General features: G+C 30.2%; 15 protein-coding genes. 6 read left to right on the top strand and 9 right to left on the bottom strand.

Translation table 11 applies throughout. The features are described from left to right. Positions 1 to 292: 292 nt before the first annotated feature. From rlmH to KPL44_RS16910, 6 genes are all read right to left on the bottom strand, one after another. Positions 293 to 772 carry a 23S rRNA (pseudouridine(1915)-N(3))-methyltransferase RlmH gene (gene rlmH, locus KPL44_RS16935; protein WP_216252631.1) on the bottom strand — a complete coding sequence of 160 codons (480 nt, stop codon included), beginning with the start codon at positions 770 to 772 and terminating at the stop codon, positions 293 to 295. Between the two features lie 257 nt (positions 773 to 1,029). Continuing rightward, a complete protein-coding gene (locus KPL44_RS16930) occupies positions 1,030 to 1,527 on the bottom strand; it encodes an SEC-C metal-binding domain-containing protein (protein ID WP_216124367.1) in 498 nt (165 codons plus the stop codon). Positions 1,528 to 1,652: 125 nt separating this feature from the next. Beyond that, positions 1,653 to 2,216, bottom strand: a complete 564-nt coding sequence (locus KPL44_RS16925; RefSeq protein ID WP_071614716.1) for a GerMN domain-containing protein — start codon at positions 2,214 to 2,216, stop codon at positions 1,653 to 1,655. A 66-nt stretch (positions 2,217 to 2,282) separates the two neighbouring features. Then, entirely contained in the window at positions 2,283 to 3,068 is a 786-nt protein-coding gene (locus KPL44_RS16920; RefSeq protein ID WP_216252629.1) for an MBL fold metallo-hydrolase, read from the bottom strand. A 25-nt stretch (positions 3,069 to 3,093) separates the two neighbouring features. Beyond that, positions 3,094 to 4,350, bottom strand: coding sequence for a UDP-N-acetylglucosamine 1-carboxyvinyltransferase (locus KPL44_RS16915; RefSeq protein ID WP_216252627.1), 1,257 nt, complete (start codon positions 4,348 to 4,350; stop codon positions 3,094 to 3,096). A 199-nt stretch (positions 4,351 to 4,549) separates the two neighbouring features. Further along, a complete protein-coding gene (locus tag KPL44_RS16910; RefSeq protein ID WP_216107850.1) occupies positions 4,550 to 4,711 on the bottom strand; it encodes a DUF1540 domain-containing protein in 162 nt (53 codons plus the stop codon). Positions 4,712 to 4,945: 234 nt separating this feature from the next. Here KPL44_RS16910 and KPL44_RS16905 point away from each other — a divergent pair, with 234 nt between their 5' ends. From KPL44_RS16905 to KPL44_RS16880, 6 genes are all read left to right on the top strand, one after another. Further along, positions 4,946 to 5,494, top strand: coding sequence for a hypothetical protein (locus tag KPL44_RS16905; protein ID WP_216252625.1), 549 nt, complete (start codon positions 4,946 to 4,948; stop codon positions 5,492 to 5,494). A 39-nt stretch (positions 5,495 to 5,533) separates the two neighbouring features. Next, positions 5,534 to 6,085, top strand: coding sequence for a 2'-5' RNA ligase family protein (locus tag KPL44_RS16900; RefSeq protein ID WP_216252622.1), 552 nt, complete (start codon positions 5,534 to 5,536; stop codon positions 6,083 to 6,085). Further along, positions 6,072 to 6,557, top strand: a complete 486-nt coding sequence (locus KPL44_RS16895; protein WP_216252620.1) for a dUTP diphosphatase — start codon at positions 6,072 to 6,074, stop codon at positions 6,555 to 6,557. Before KPL44_RS16900 ends, KPL44_RS16895 begins: the two co-directional genes overlap by 14 nt. 58 nt (positions 6,558 to 6,615) lie before the next feature. Beyond that, on the top strand, positions 6,616 to 7,044 hold the full coding sequence (locus tag KPL44_RS16890; protein WP_301182975.1) for a DMT family transporter: 429 nt from the start codon (positions 6,616 to 6,618) through the stop codon (positions 7,042 to 7,044). A 130-nt stretch (positions 7,045 to 7,174) separates the two neighbouring features. Further along, complete coding sequence (locus KPL44_RS16885) at positions 7,175 to 8,368, top strand: S8 family serine peptidase (RefSeq protein WP_216252618.1); 1,194 nt, start codon at positions 7,175 to 7,177, stop codon at positions 8,366 to 8,368. Between the two features lie 200 nt (positions 8,369 to 8,568). After that, the gene (locus tag KPL44_RS16880; protein ID WP_216252616.1) at positions 8,569 to 9,078 is read left to right on the top strand and encodes a ferritin; all 510 of its coding nucleotides are present in this window, start codon (positions 8,569 to 8,571) and stop codon (positions 9,076 to 9,078) included. A gap of 127 nt (positions 9,079 to 9,205) precedes the next feature. Here the strand turns inward: KPL44_RS16880 and KPL44_RS16875 are convergent, their stop codons facing one another. The 3 genes from KPL44_RS16875 to KPL44_RS16865 all read right to left on the bottom strand — a co-directional run bounded on the left by KPL44_RS16875 (position 9,206) and on the right by KPL44_RS16865 (position 14,457). Further along, positions 9,206 to 10,438 (bottom strand): competence/damage-inducible protein A, encoded by a 1,233-nt coding sequence (locus KPL44_RS16875; protein WP_216252614.1) that lies wholly within the window; start codon positions 10,436 to 10,438, stop codon positions 9,206 to 9,208. Between the two features lie 60 nt (positions 10,439 to 10,498). Next, entirely contained in the window at positions 10,499 to 11,446 is a 948-nt protein-coding gene (locus KPL44_RS16870; RefSeq protein WP_216252613.1) for a phosphoglycerate dehydrogenase, read from the bottom strand. Between the two features lie 80 nt (positions 11,447 to 11,526). Then, positions 11,527 to 14,457 (bottom strand): insulinase family protein, encoded by a 2,931-nt coding sequence (locus KPL44_RS16865; protein ID WP_216252611.1) that lies wholly within the window; start codon positions 14,455 to 14,457, stop codon positions 11,527 to 11,529. Positions 14,458 to 14,687 lie beyond the last annotated feature (230 nt).

Genomic DNA, 14,687 nt, shown 5'->3' with positions numbered 1-14,687 from the left:
ATGTAAAGCTTTACTTGGGAAACTGCATTTACTTATGTACTGTTCACTCTATAATTATCTGGTGATGTTCTTACACTATTTTAAGCTTACATTATTAAAGAAACCCAATATGATTTTACTTCATATTAGGATTCTTTAATAATGTAAGCTCTTTTAGGCATTCTATACTTATTCTATCATTTTTTACATCTATATACAATATTTACGATTTTTAAACCTAATTAATTATTATAATAGTTTTGTAAAATAAAAAATACATCCTCATTAACATGATTCTAATAAGAAGACATATTTACTTATGATACGGTTCCCCACTTATTATTCTAAATCCTCTGTAAATCTGTTCAAGTAGCATAACTCTAAATAACTGATGTGGGAAAGTCATCTTCGAAAAACACAATTTATAATTGGACCTTTCTAAAACACCTTTAGACAAACCTAATGATCCGCCAATTACAAAAACTATATTACTAACACCTCTTACCCCTAAATCCATTATGTAATTTGAAAATTCCTCTGAGGACACCATATTCCCCCTTAATTCTAGAGCAATAACAAACATATTATCCTTTATATTCTTAAGTATAGCCTCTCCTTCTTTTACTTTTATTAATGTCTCTTCTTTTCCAGAAGCATTATCTGGAGTTTTCTCATCACTTAACTCAATTATATTAAGTTTACAATATCTAGATAATCTTTTTGTGTATTCATCTATGGCACTTCTTAGGTATTTCTCTTTTATTTTCCCTACACATATTATAGTTATGCTCATTTTAAATCTCCCTTAGTTTACTTATATAGCAATTGTCATACATATAACACACTACTATTATATGCTCAAATCTCTCCTTTTATAAAACACATATGTGATTTTTAGCAATTCTAAAATATTTTAAGTTTTTGATACTTCAGCCCTGATAAGTTCTGCCTAATAATCATAGACAAATAAAAAAGCAATAAACCTTGTCCCAAAGGCAAAGTTTATTACTTTAATTAGTTTATTTCTTATTTTCTTATATAATTACTAAATTATTTTCCACAACATTTCTTATATTTCTTTCCGCTTCCACAAGGACATGCATCATTTCTTCCAACTTTATCATTATTAACTACCATTTTAGAATCTCTATATGATCTTTGAATTTCTTTTCTCTTTTCCTTTGAAAAAATCCCTTCCCATTGTGGAAGTTCATATAAATAATCTGCTTTTGCATCCAACATATTAAAATAAAGTTTTTCAAAATCTACTTTGAAATTAACTTTTGTGTCACTTTCAGTTTCTTCTAATTGTACAGGTTCTAAAAGACTATCATTTATTCCATCAGTAAACCCCATAAAATATATGTTAGATACTTCAAATTGTTTAGCAAGTTCTTCCATTGTACCCTCGACCTTATCTGTATGGTTTGCTAATAATTTAGTGTAAATACGTCTTTCGATTTCGCCATAGTCATGCCAAAACGCAGCTTCTCCTCTACGTTTAACATAATCAACCACCATATCTGTCCATTCTTTATATAAACTCATCCTCTATTCTCCTTCAAATCATAATATATTTATTATATCTCTTTATTATAATAAATACTTCACTAATATTCAACATATATGCTTAATCTTCACAAATTAATATATTTGTTCGTTTTTTTTACTATTTATTTCTTTAATAGCGTTAATCCTTCTTTACTAAAAGGCTTAGATACATCAAAATTTCCACCTATAGTATCAATATCATTATTCTCAAGTGTCAGTTTGATTTTTTTTATAGACGACAATTGAGTTAATGATGCTGCTATACTTTGAAGGCAACTTTTTTCTTTCGCCTCTGACATATTTATTTTAGCTTCTTTGCTTAAATTCACATAAGCAATATTATCTTTAATTGAAAAACTAAGTAGTCTAGTTTCTTTAGGAAGTACTGGTTTCAACTCACTTTTTACAGTAGGTCCTTTTATAAGTTCCTGAATTATAGTCTCACCAATGAGCTCTTCCTTATTAACAATTCTCTCATCTTTAACTACTTTCACTGTAGATCCATCTTTAGTACCATCAAAATAAATACCCAATTGAATAAAGCCATCTTTTTCTAGAGGTAGTTTTAGATTTTCAAGTTTTTCTTTATTGGTGACGCTTTTCTCATCTTTTTCTTCACACCCTGAAAATGCCATTGTTGACGCAACTAGAATAGAACATACTAATATTTTGATTGCTTTTTTCATATTTGACCTCTCCTTTAATAATTCACTAAAGTATTGAATCTACTGAGGTAGTACTATCTATTTTTCTTAAAATTCAATTAGATTACTTGGCATATCTCTTTTAGCTAAATTCAAGGAAATATCCTTACCTATTTCAATATTGTTTTCTTTAAGAATATTAACTACTGTTTGATAAGCTAAATCCGGAAAATTATTTGTTTTACTTAAGTGACCTAAAATGATATGTTTGTATTTATTACCCATTATATCCACTATGGCTTGGCCACATGCATCATTAGATAAATGACCAACATCACTTAATATTCTTCTTTTTAATGAATATGGATATGGTCCAAATTTCACCATTTCTACATCATGATTACTCTCGAGTAACACCACATCAGCATCTTTTATTATATTCTTTACTTCCTCGGAAAAATAACCTAAATCGGTAGCTATACAGGCTTTCTTTTTTCCGGTATATAAAGCATATCCTATAGGTGCTGCTGCATCATGTGATAATTTATAATTTGTTATATGCATATCCATTATATCCACAGAATTATTATTTATAATTCTTATATTATCCTCTTTTATATTCCCTATCTTACTCTCCATAGCTTTCCAAGTATCTTCATTTGCGTAAATCGGTATATTATATCTTCTTGAAACAATACCAGCACCCTTTATGTGGTCAGAGTGTTCATGAGTAATAAAGATACCATCGAGATCATTAGGGTTTTGATTTATATATTTAAGTGCGCCTTCAATGCTTTTCCCCGGCATACCCGCATCCACTAAAATTTTTGTATTTTGTGACGCTACAAATATACTATTTCCACTACTTCCACTATATAATGGACAAAAAATCATAATTATCTCCTTTAATTTAAAATTGTTATATAGTAACTCTCTTTATATCTGCACCTATATTTCTAAATTTTTCTTCTATATTTGGGTATCCTCTATCAATATGTTCTATACCTAGAATTTCGGTAGTTCCTTCTGCTATAAGTCCTGCAATAACTAAAGCTGCTCCAGCTCTTAAATCTGATGCCACAACTACAGTTCCTTTAAGTTTGCTTACACCATCAACTGTAGCAACAGTTCCTTCAACATTTATATTAGCACCCATTTTCTTTAATTCATCAACTTGTTTAAATCTAGATTCATAGATACTTTCATTTATTATACTTCTCCCCTCTGAAATACAAAGCAATGCATTCATTGGTTGTTGCACATCCGTTGGAAAGCCTGGATAAGGTAGCGTCTTAATATTTACAGCCTTAAGTCTTCCATTTGATTTGACCGTAACACTATCTCCACCTTCATGTACCTCTGCTCCCATTTCGATGAGTTTTGCAGAAATTGATTCAAGATGTTTTGGGATAACATTATTTATAGTTACCTCTCCACCACAAGCAGCAGCTGCTATCATAAAGGTACCCGCTTCTATTTGATCTGGGATTACACTATAGTTACATCCTGTTAATTCCTCAACCCCTATAATCCTTATAACATCTGTACCTGCACCTTTAATATTAGCTCCCATAGAATTTAAGAAGTTAGCTACATCAACAACATGTGGTTCTTTCGCAGAGTTTTCCAAAATTGTTGTACCTTCTGCAAGCGTTGCGGCTGTCATTACATTTATCGTTGCCCCTACAGTAACAACATCAAAATAAATACTAGTTCCGATTAACCTGTCAGCCTGAACATTTACAGCACCATTTTCAATAGTCACTGTTGCCCCGAGTGCCTCAAAACCTTTTATATGTTGGTCTATTGGTCTAGCCCCTATTGGACACCCTCCTGGAAGTTCTACTCTAGCCTTTTTAAACCTAGCTAAAAGTGCACCAATTAAATAATATGATGCTCTCATTTTTCTTACATCTTCTGTATTAGCATTTATGCTAATTATACTTGTGCTATCTATTGTAACTGAATCTTTTTCTCTTTTAATTTCGCAGCCTAAATTTTCCAATATTCTTTCAATACAATTTACGTCTTCTATATCTGGAATATTGTCAATGATACATTTACCTTTACTTGCTATTATAGCTATTGGTAAAATTGCTACTGCCGCATTTTTTGCACCACTTATTTCCACTTGACCAAGGATACGTCGACCCCCGTTAATTACCAATTTATCCATATTTGTATCATCCTCACTATACCTTATATATTAAGTATTTTTTATTTTTATACATACAACTCGATTATACCATATCTACATTATATTCTAGCACTTATTTTAAAAATGTGAAATAATATTGTTATGTTTAACATAATATTTATAATTTTTATTTAAATAATATAAAAATCACCCGTAGAAAATACGGGTGATTCTTATATTATTTCATTGTCTTAAAACTACCGCAATCTGTACATTCTGGTGTTTTAGCAACACTTTCATGTTTTACAACATCAATTTTGTTTAAAGTACAAAAATTATCATCTTTACAATGATATTCACATTCACTTACTACACACCCGATACTATTATTATGCTCCATAAAAAACGCCTCCCTTTATTTAGTACAAATGTATTATTAGTATTATTAACATAATTTATGCAACTAATAAAAACTTTTTATATATACTTTATATTTTAATAAAATCGAAATAATGTTGATTACATAAATTTACACAAAAAATACAAAGAACAAAAATTATGTTATAATAAACTTATAATTTAATCAAAATAATATTAACCAATCTTGGTTATTAATTTCACTTGGAGGACGAAAATGAAATATTTTTTAGTTGCACTATTTGATGATTTATCAAATTCTATAGTTCAGAATATTCAAAGGGATATTTGTAGAAAATATAAACTATACAAGAACTCCCCTAGCCTTTATATATCTGTAAGTACTATTACAAATCCTGATGTAGACAAATTAGATGTAGTTATTTCTAAAATTTTAGCTCCTTATAAACACTTTAAGGTAGGCATAAATAACAGTATTGAATTAACTGACAACTCAAATCAAGTTAATCTTAAAGTCGAAGATAAAGGCTACATTTTTCGTATAGCAAGAAATATTACAGACACTTTAGCTTTACATGGTTTTAACGTTAAAACAGATGATGATATTATTGATTTACGTATTTCAATAGCTAATGCCAACCATATTATTAAAAAGTCATACAATGTAGGAATTATTTCTATTGATGCAACCTTACCTAAAGATGATTTTTTAAAATTTGTAAAGGTTTCTAAGCTAGAATTATGGAAGCAAGTAAGTAATAAAAAAGAAATATTAGTTAAAACTTATGAACTAAGAGAATATTAAAGACCATAGAAATACGTTTTTGGTTTAAGGAGGATAAAGATGATTTATTACTTAGTTGGCTTATTTGATGAAATTTCTTATGGATATATGGAATCTATGCAAAAATCACTTTGCAACAAATATAATCTGTATAAACCTGATACAAATTTGCCGAAACTTCATATAACATTAGAAATAATAACCAATCCTAATCTTTGTGATTTAGATGTTTCTTTAAAAAAGATTCTTAAAGATTATACTAAATTTGAAGTTGAATTAAATGGTGTAATATGTTTTGACCCTCCCTTTAAATCCGTAAACTTAAATATTGATAACAAAGGTACTATATATGATTTATCTAAGAATATAAATTTTATATTAAATACACAAGGTTTTGCTGTTAGAGAACATATCGAAGATTGGAATTTACATATTTCACTGGCTAATACAACTTTCGCGGATAGAGAATGGTCTAATAACGAATATCTAGCAGCTTGTAACTTAGCTAAAGACGAAAATTTCCAAAGAACTATAACAATTAATGCTGTAGAGCTTTGGAAACCTATAAATAATAATGATGAAATGGTGGTTAAAAAATATGAACTTACATAAATTATTTCAGATGCAAAATACTTTGGACCATAGAATTGAAACGCAGCATCATCTTGAAGGCGTACCCTTATTTAACAAAAAGATACTTTCCCTTCAAGTAGAACTCGGTGAACTCGCAAATGAAACTCGTTGTTTTAAATTTTGGAGTACAAAAGCATCATCGACTAAAGATATAATTCTTGAAGAATACATTGATTGTCTCCACTTTATTTTAAGCTTAGGACTTGAGAAAAGTTTTCAAAATGTCACCCTAAACATAAAAAATATAACCTGCGAATTGTCAACGCAGTTTTTAAATTTATATATAACAATATCGAATTTTGCAACTTCTTCTTCCTTAGATAACTATTTAAGTATCTTTAATGACTTTTTAAGTTTAGGTCAAAGTCTAGGTTTTTCTGAAGAAGATATTGAAAATGGATATTTTTATAAAAATAAGATTAACCATGAAAGACAAGATAATGGATACTAAAATATTTTAATATTACAAAACATTCTGGGTAAGCTATATTAAAGGAGTGTGATTGTAATTGGGCATAATATTTTCTGTAATCGCAGGTATCTGTATGAGCCTTCAAGGTGTTTTTAATACAAGAGTAAGTGAAAAAATCGGATTATGGGAAACTAATGTTTTTGTCCAATTTACTGGTTTAATTTTGACTTTAATAATACTTCTTATAGCCGGAAATGGTAATTTTAAAGCAATAAAAGATGTAAATAAATTTTATTTGCTCGGAGGCGTCTTAGGCGCCATAATTATATTTTCTGTAATGCTCGGCATAACAAAGATGGGACCAACTTGTTCTATTGCAATTATATTAGTTGCTCAACTACTTGCTGCTGGTATAATTGATAGATTTGGATTATTTGGAGCTACACAGCTTAGGTTTGGAATTTCTAAATTTCTAGGCGTTGGCATAATGATTTTAGGTATAATAATATTTAAGTGGAAAGGGTAATACACCCTTTTTATTTTTTTATAATTTTATTTACTTTTACCTCTTTGTTGATAATACTTTTCTTTTTTATTAACATATCTTAAAAATTTGCATATACTATAATAGTGCAACAATACATTAGGAGGCATACATGTTTTCCTTCAAAAACAAGTTGGATCCATCTCTCAAACACGCTTTATTAAACAACCTATATGACAATTATAGGGTAATAATACATTGTAAATCTCTCGAAAATAAAACCGTTAATAAGATAAAATCACTAAAATGCGATATTCTACGTCATATTTCCTCTATAAATTGCATTTGTGCTATTTTAACCTCAAGGGTTATTGATAGGCTGCTAGAATATCCGCAGGTAACATATATAACCTTTGATTGCTATGCGCATTTATGTGGCAGTAGCGTCCTAGCGTCTAATGGTGTTTCCTTCCAAAGTAATTATGACTTAACTGGAAACGGTATCGGCGTTGGAATAATTGATAGCGGTGTATACCCGCATTATGATCTACTAAATCCTAATAATAAGATTAAAAAATTTATAGATGTAGTTAATAATTTAAACTATCCTTATGATGATAATGGTCACGGCACCTTTATGAGTGGACTTATTTGTGCTAGTGGTTATGCTTCAAAGGGTATGTACAAAGGCGTTGCACAAAATAGTCATCTTTATGTTATTAAAGCATTCAATAAGCTAGGTAAGGGGTTTATATCGGATATTTTATTTTCACTTGAAACTCTAATTAATGAAAGTAACGACTTCAATATTAAAATCATTTGCCTCCCTTTTGAAACTCTAGAAACTAATGAATTTGTGCTTTCTTTGTTCGCGAAACTTTTCGATTTAGCAGTATCAAAAGGCCTTGTGGTAATAGTACCTAGTGGAAGTAATAAAAATGTTAAGAGTTCAATCCGAGGTATATCTACGCTTAATAACTGTATAACTGTAGGCGGTTATGATAGCCTTAAAGCCCCTATCATATATGAATATTCATCATGTGGTCCTTTTCATAAACTTGATAAACCAAATTTAATTGCTGCCTGCGTTGATATTTGTTCTTTGATATCCGACACACAATTCATCTCTGAAAAAAATGGTATAAAGCTTTATCCGCATGGCATTGCTAATTTATATACAACCTACACAGGAACTTCCTGCTCTGCTGCCTTTGTAAGTGGTATATGCGCTCTCCTTTATGAAAACAATAAGGATTTATGTTTCAAAGATATACTAGCATTACTAAAGATATCTTCAAATTTAATAAACTTTCCAAAATATATGCAAGGTGCAGGCATTATAGATTTAGAGAAATTATTACCTTAAATTATTACTAAATATTAATATATTATATAACTATTGTCTACAAGAAAATATATGGTGTATAATATAGATATTGTTTAATATTTATAATTAATTAAAAATGATTATTACCATTTAAACAATAATATTCATTATTACTAATTAACATTTCTAAGGGTATGATTATTGTTTTATACTACCCTCGAAATACTAGGAGGATTATTATGATAAGCGAAAGATTGTTCACTGAACTAAACAAACAAATGAATTTTGAATTTTACTCTGCACACCTTTATTTAGCTATGGCAGCTTATTGCGCTGCTGAGGATTTTGACGGATTTTCTAATTTCTTTAAAGTACAAGCCGAGGAAGAAAAATTCCATGCTATGAAATTTTATAACTATATAAATGAAATGAATGGACGTGTAACTCTAGAAGGAATGCCTAATCCTAAAAACGATTATAAATCTCTCCTTGATGCTTTTAAAATTGCATACTCACATGAGAAAATTGTAACAAGCAAAATTTATAATCTTACAGACATTGCAACTGATGAAAGAGAACATGCAACTATAAGCTTACTTAAGTGGTTTATTGATGAGCAAGTGGAAGAAGAAGCTACTTTCAATAGTCTTATAAAAAAACTTGGAAGAATTAACGATGACCCAACAAGTATTTATATGCTTGATAACGAACTCGCAACAAAAGTTTTCGTTCCGCCTGTTACTAAATAATCTATATATATTAATAAAAATAACATATATTTTAATATAATTGTAATCTAGACGTAAAAAACAGGTATAAATACCTGTTTTTTTTACGTCTATACCTTTTTATTATCCATATATATAATCAATTACATTATAATAACTCTCTCCGAACCCAGTCTAGTAAATGCTTAGTCGCTCTTTCGCGCACCTTTTGCCTATCACCTGACAATTTAAGCATCTTCGTTTTAACTTGACCATTAATATATAATCCTACATATACAAGACCTACAGGTTTTTCATCACTTCCACCACCAGGCCCCGCAATTCCAGTAGTTGATATTCCAATATTAGTACCCGCAGTTTTTGCTATCCCTAACGCCATTTCTGCTGCAACTTCACTACTTACTGCACCATACTTATCTAAGGTTTCTTTTTTAACTCCTAATCTATTAATTTTAGCATCATTAGTATAAGTTACTGCCCCCTCCATAAATACAGAGGATATTCCAGGGTAACTTATAAGCGCTGCTGCAACCATTCCTCCTGTGCAAGACTCAGCAGTTGCTATAGTTAGCTTTTTGTTAACTAACATTTCACAAAGTACACTTTCTAAAGTTACATCTCCTTCACCATAAATGTTATCATTCCCAAGTCTACTACGTATTTTAGCTTCCATAGGCTCCATAAGTTTTATGCCTTCATCATAAGTATTAGCCTTTGATGTAATTCTAAAGGTAACTTCTCCTTCTTTAGCATAAGGGGCAACCGTCGGATTAGTTTGCGTGTCCAATATATCTTCTATCATTTCTGCAGCGCTACTCTCTCCCACTCCAATAACTCTTAATACCTTTGAAACTAATACACCTTGCTCGAACTTTCTAAGGTATGGAACCACACTCTCCTCAAACATAGGTTTCATTTCCCAAGGCGGTCCAGGTAAAAGTGCAACAATATTTTTGTTTTCTTCTATTATACATCCTGGTGCTGTCCCATTATTGTTAGGAAGTATTACTACGTCCACTGGAAAATATGCCTGTTTCTTATTACTTTCTACCATTACCCTATTGGACTTTTTAAAATAATCCTCAATAACTTTTAAAGAAGCTTCATGAACCACACTTTTCTTTCCAAAATACTCAAAAGCTACCTCCTTAGTTAAATCATCCTTCGTAGGTCCAAGCCCGCCAGTAGTTATAACTAAATCAGCTCTAGTAAAAGCTAATCTATATGCCTCTAAAAGTCTTTGTGGATTATCTCCAACTACTGACTGATGGTATACTGATATTCCAAGATCCGCTAATCTCTTAGCAATATATTGCGCATTTGTGTTTACTATATCCCCTAGTAATATTTCTGTGCCCACTGCTAATATTTCCGCTTTCATAATTATTTCCTCCTATTGGTGCCACCTACATGGCAAGTGTCATCTGAATATTTGTATAATTTAATATCCCTTATTTAAATCTACAACATTTACTAGCTTTTCACTAATTATATATCTTTTCATATTTTCATATATAGTCTCAAACCTTCGCTCATTTCTCATCTGCGAAATCCATGAATTATGAGAAGTTAATATAATATTATCTAATTCCCAAAGCTCACTATTCTCTTTTAAAGGTTCCTCTTCATATACATCTATTGCAGCACCAGCTAGTTTACCATTCTTTAGGCTTTTAATTAGGAAATGTTCGTCCACAATATTTCCTCTAGCAACATTTATAAAAAAAGTTCCATCTTTCATTGAATTAACCATATCCTTATTAATTAAATGATGTGTGGATTTAGTATATGGCACGGTTACTACAACAACATCACACAAATTAAGCATTTCACGAAGTTTATCCATAGCATAACATCTATCAAAATATTCAGCATCGTGTCCACTTGTATTTACGCCTAGGATAGTTACCCCAAATCCTTGAAATCGCTTAGCCGCTTCATTAGCTATTGTACCTGTACCTATAAATCCTATAGTTTTGCCATATAGCTCAAGGAGACTTGTATCCATTTTCCACTTTTTATCGACTTGATTTTTATATAATTTTTTACTATTTTTTAGCATCTCAAGGGTTTTTAACACAATCCACTCCCCCATAGGAATACTGTATCCACCTTTATTATTTGTAACTATAATAGAACTCTTTTTAACATACTCTAATGGCAATTGGTCAATTCCAATGCTCGATAATTGAATCCATTTTAGTTTCTTCATTTTTTTTATATCAAGAGTCTTAAAAGGATCATAACAAACTAAAACTTCTATATCAGCAAGTTCTTCATTATAAATTAGATTTCCCTCTGAAATCACCTTTATATCATACCCAAAAGCTTCTATATCTTTCCTTTTTTTCCCGCCATAGTTATATGTGAAAAGCGTCTTAATCGCCATGTATATCCTCCTTTTAAGAAAAGATGCCACTTACCACGTGGGTGGCACCTTTCTTTGAAAAAAAGGTGCCAAAAGGCACCTTATTTAAATACATTTACTAAATTAGTAAATATGTCTTTATTATCTTTAATTTTTGTTTCATTTCCGAGTACACAAAAACAATTTTCATTTATAATATCAGAAAGCAATGTTTTAAAAGACTTAATATCATCGGCATTTGTACTTAATACCTCTTCTCGCTCCTTTTGTCTTTGCTCCTGCGTGATACCTCTTATATAATATGCAGTAGCCCGTTCACCCTTCATAGAAGGTGTTAATGGTGAATCAAGATCACTAATTGTGCCTATAATATATTTGGTCATTTCCCTATCTGATGCTTCAAAGTTTTCTATATACTCACATATTCCGTCGTATGCTTTTAAAGTTTCTTTTACATTTGGATCTCTATAAGACACAAATACTATGTTACCACTTCTAGCTATGTTTGCAAATCCTCCATATGCTCCACCTTGCACACGAACTCTGTTCCATAAATAATCGAGACTTGCTATTGTCTTAAGTACTAACATCTTACCTGAATAAGCATAACCTTTCTTAATGAAATTATAGCCTTTAGCTACATACTGAACATCCGATGAAGTCAGTAATCCTTCATTATCTTTACTCAAAACAAAATCATACTTAGCATCTGGTAATTTTTCATCTTCTAAGATACTTGTAACCTTAGGTAACTCCTTTGCAAATGCGTTATATATATCTTTTTCTCCTGTAACACTTATTATGAGATTATTTTTATTAAATATAATCTTTGAAACCTTATTTAAATTTTTTATGATTTCATCTGCTTTATTATCAAAATCTAGTTCAATCTCATTTAAAAATTTATAAAATGCTATTCCTGTAGTTTTTTCAATATAAGCTGAGGCTGGAGAAAAGTAGGATGTAATCCTTCCAGCTGCTACCATATGCCCTCTATCAAGAATCTTCATTTCATACCTTGATTTTAATTGTTGAATTAACTCCTTCAAACGTTTCTTTTCATCAAATTTAGTAAGACTAATTATTTCTGCTATAATATCGAATAATTTAGGAATACTCGAGATTAACGCTTTACTTTTTACTACTAACTTAGGATTGTATTTTTCAAAATTTTCATTTTCGCCATATACATCTGTAGTAAAATGAATGCCCCCCGTATGAATATTAACTTCATTAGATAAATCAGAGTAATTGGTATTTTGCGTACTTACTCTTCCTAAAATAGTTGATAATAAGGTTACATAAGGTATTAACTCTAAATCTACTTTTTTAGCATCAAATAATATATTTATATAAGCAATTTTATTAGTAAAAATATTATGAGATAAGACTTTCACTCCATGTTCATCATTTACCTTTAAAGGTAAATGTTCTACCCTTTTTTCAATATCTGAAAGTTCAAGTAAAGGAATAGTTTCAAGAACTTCCACGGGGTCTGGTGTCATTTGTCTTTCTTTAAGATCTTTTGTACTCTTCACAATTTCTTCTACTTGTTTTTCTGAGAGACTTGCTTTGTACTTTTCTAATTTTTCTTCTGTTACCTTAGACTTTTTCTCTGCAAGGCCTTTTTTACCATTCAAAATAACCATAGAACTATGGGTATTATTAATAAGATACTTTTCTATAAGTTTTTCAAAGTAATTTGTAGTTAGTGCAGCTTTTATTTTACTTAAATAACTTTCATATTCTAAATGCATAGTTGGGTCTTTGTCATAAAGCCAACTATCCATACTAGTTATATAATAAAATAAACCTTTTGGAAAACCACCCAAATCAGCTTCGCGTAGCTTAAATTCAGTAATATTTATACATGCTTCTATTAGTTTTTTATCTATTCCATCTTTAACTAAATTCTTTAAAGTTGTAAATACAACTTCCTTGAATTTTTCTTTTTCACTTTCATTAGAGTTTTTTACTACTATACTGAACACAGGTTGTAATATACTATTATCAAAACTTCCAAATACATCTTTACCAATCTCTGCATCCACAAGTGCTTTCTTCAAAGGCGCTGCAGCACTTTCTAACAATAAGTATTCTAGAATTTCAAGAGCTAAATGCATTTCTGGCTGACTAATATTATCTCCTGATACAAAATTTAAACTTAAGAATGTTTTTCCTTCCTCCTCATCATCACAAGAAATAGGATAATCCATCTTAACTTCTTCCATTTTACTAAATGGTTTTTGTAGCATAATTGCTGAATCAATCTGAATTCTATCGAAATTGTTTAAATATTTCTCACTTATGAATTGTAATTGCTCTTCAATATTTCCATCGCCATATAAGAATATATAACTATTAGATGGATGATAATATTTTTTATGGAACTCTGTAAATTCCTCCTGCGTTAAATCCGGTATAAATTCTGGATCTCCTCCAGATTCCACGCCATAAGAAGTGTCAGGAAATAAGGATTCCTGAATTTTACGCATAAGAGACCCTTCCGGAGATGAGAATGCGCCTTTCATCTCATTATAAACTACACCTTTGTATGTTAGTTTATCTTCCTTGTTTTCTAATTCATAATGCCAACCCTCTTGCATTAATATTTCTGGTTGTGAATATAGATTCGGATAAAAAACAGCATCCAAATACACATCCATGAGATTAACAAAATCTTTTTCATTTTTACTCGCTAAAGGATATATTGTTTTATCTGAAAAAGTCATAGCATTTAGAAATGTATTTAAAGATCCTTTTATTAATTCAACAAAAGGCTCCTTTGTAGGAAACTTTCTAGAGCCACATAGCACTGAATGTTCTAGTATATGTGGAAGACCATTATTATTTTTAGGTGGTGTTCTAAATCCTATAGAAAAAACCTTATTATCATCATCATTTTCTATATGAAGTAATCTTGCTCCACTTTTCACATGCTCAAATACTCTTGTTACTGAATTTAACTCTTCTATGTTTTTTTCCTCAATTAACTTAAAACCATGGTATATATCTCCAATTTTAAACTCCATTTTTCTCCTCCTAATACTTTCTTTGAAAACTTAAACAGTTCTTTAAGTGTTTCATCTTCCGTGAATTTTTAAATCTAAGCGCATTACATATCATACGAATGATAATCATTGAATGAACATGATAAGTATGGCATTGATATGACAAATGTGCCATACTCATGATATCTAATATTAATATTACTTTTATTATACTAATTATACACCATTTTATTCCACACTGCTAACAACAT

Origin of the sequence: Clostridium sp. DSM 17811 (genome assembly GCF_018861905.1) — a bacterium.
Classification (GTDB): domain Bacteria; phylum Bacillota; class Clostridia; order Clostridiales; family Clostridiaceae; genus Clostridium_AD; species Clostridium_AD frigoriphilum.
The sequence above is the reverse complement of the archived record's forward strand: the minus strand, read 5'-3'. Positions and strand labels throughout refer to the sequence as shown.

Excerpts from the sequence above, each read along its gene's own strand:
- rlmH (WP_216252631.1), bottom strand. The coding sequence starts at position 772 with ATGAGCATAACTATAATATGTGTAGGGAAAATAAAAGAGAAATACCTA.
- KPL44_RS16930 (WP_216124367.1), bottom strand. The coding sequence starts at position 1,527 with ATGAGTTTATATAAAGAATGGACAGATATGGTGGTTGATTATGTTAAA.
- KPL44_RS16925 (WP_071614716.1), bottom strand. The coding sequence starts at position 2,216 with ATGAAAAAAGCAATCAAAATATTAGTATGTTCTATTCTAGTTGCGTCA.
- KPL44_RS16920 (WP_216252629.1), bottom strand. The coding sequence starts at position 3,068 with ATGATTTTTTGTCCATTATATAGTGGAAGTAGTGGAAATAGTATATTT.
- KPL44_RS16915 (WP_216252627.1), bottom strand. The coding sequence starts at position 4,350 with ATGGATAAATTGGTAATTAACGGGGGTCGACGTATCCTTGGTCAAGTG.
- KPL44_RS16910 (WP_216107850.1), bottom strand. The coding sequence starts at position 4,711 with ATGGAGCATAATAATAGTATCGGGTGTGTAGTAAGTGAATGTGAATAT.
- KPL44_RS16905 (WP_216252625.1), top strand. The coding sequence starts at position 4,946 with ATGAAATATTTTTTAGTTGCACTATTTGATGATTTATCAAATTCTATA.
- KPL44_RS16900 (WP_216252622.1), top strand. The coding sequence starts at position 5,534 with ATGATTTATTACTTAGTTGGCTTATTTGATGAAATTTCTTATGGATAT.
- KPL44_RS16895 (WP_216252620.1), top strand. The coding sequence starts at position 6,072 with ATGAACTTACATAAATTATTTCAGATGCAAAATACTTTGGACCATAGA.
- KPL44_RS16885 (WP_216252618.1), top strand. The coding sequence starts at position 7,175 with ATGTTTTCCTTCAAAAACAAGTTGGATCCATCTCTCAAACACGCTTTA.
- KPL44_RS16880 (WP_216252616.1), top strand. The coding sequence starts at position 8,569 with ATGATAAGCGAAAGATTGTTCACTGAACTAAACAAACAAATGAATTTT.
- KPL44_RS16875 (WP_216252614.1), bottom strand. The coding sequence starts at position 10,438 with ATGAAAGCGGAAATATTAGCAGTGGGCACAGAAATATTACTAGGGGAT.
- KPL44_RS16870 (WP_216252613.1), bottom strand. The coding sequence starts at position 11,446 with ATGGCGATTAAGACGCTTTTCACATATAACTATGGCGGGAAAAAAAGG.
- KPL44_RS16865 (WP_216252611.1), bottom strand. The coding sequence starts at position 14,457 with ATGGAGTTTAAAATTGGAGATATATACCATGGTTTTAAGTTAATTGAG.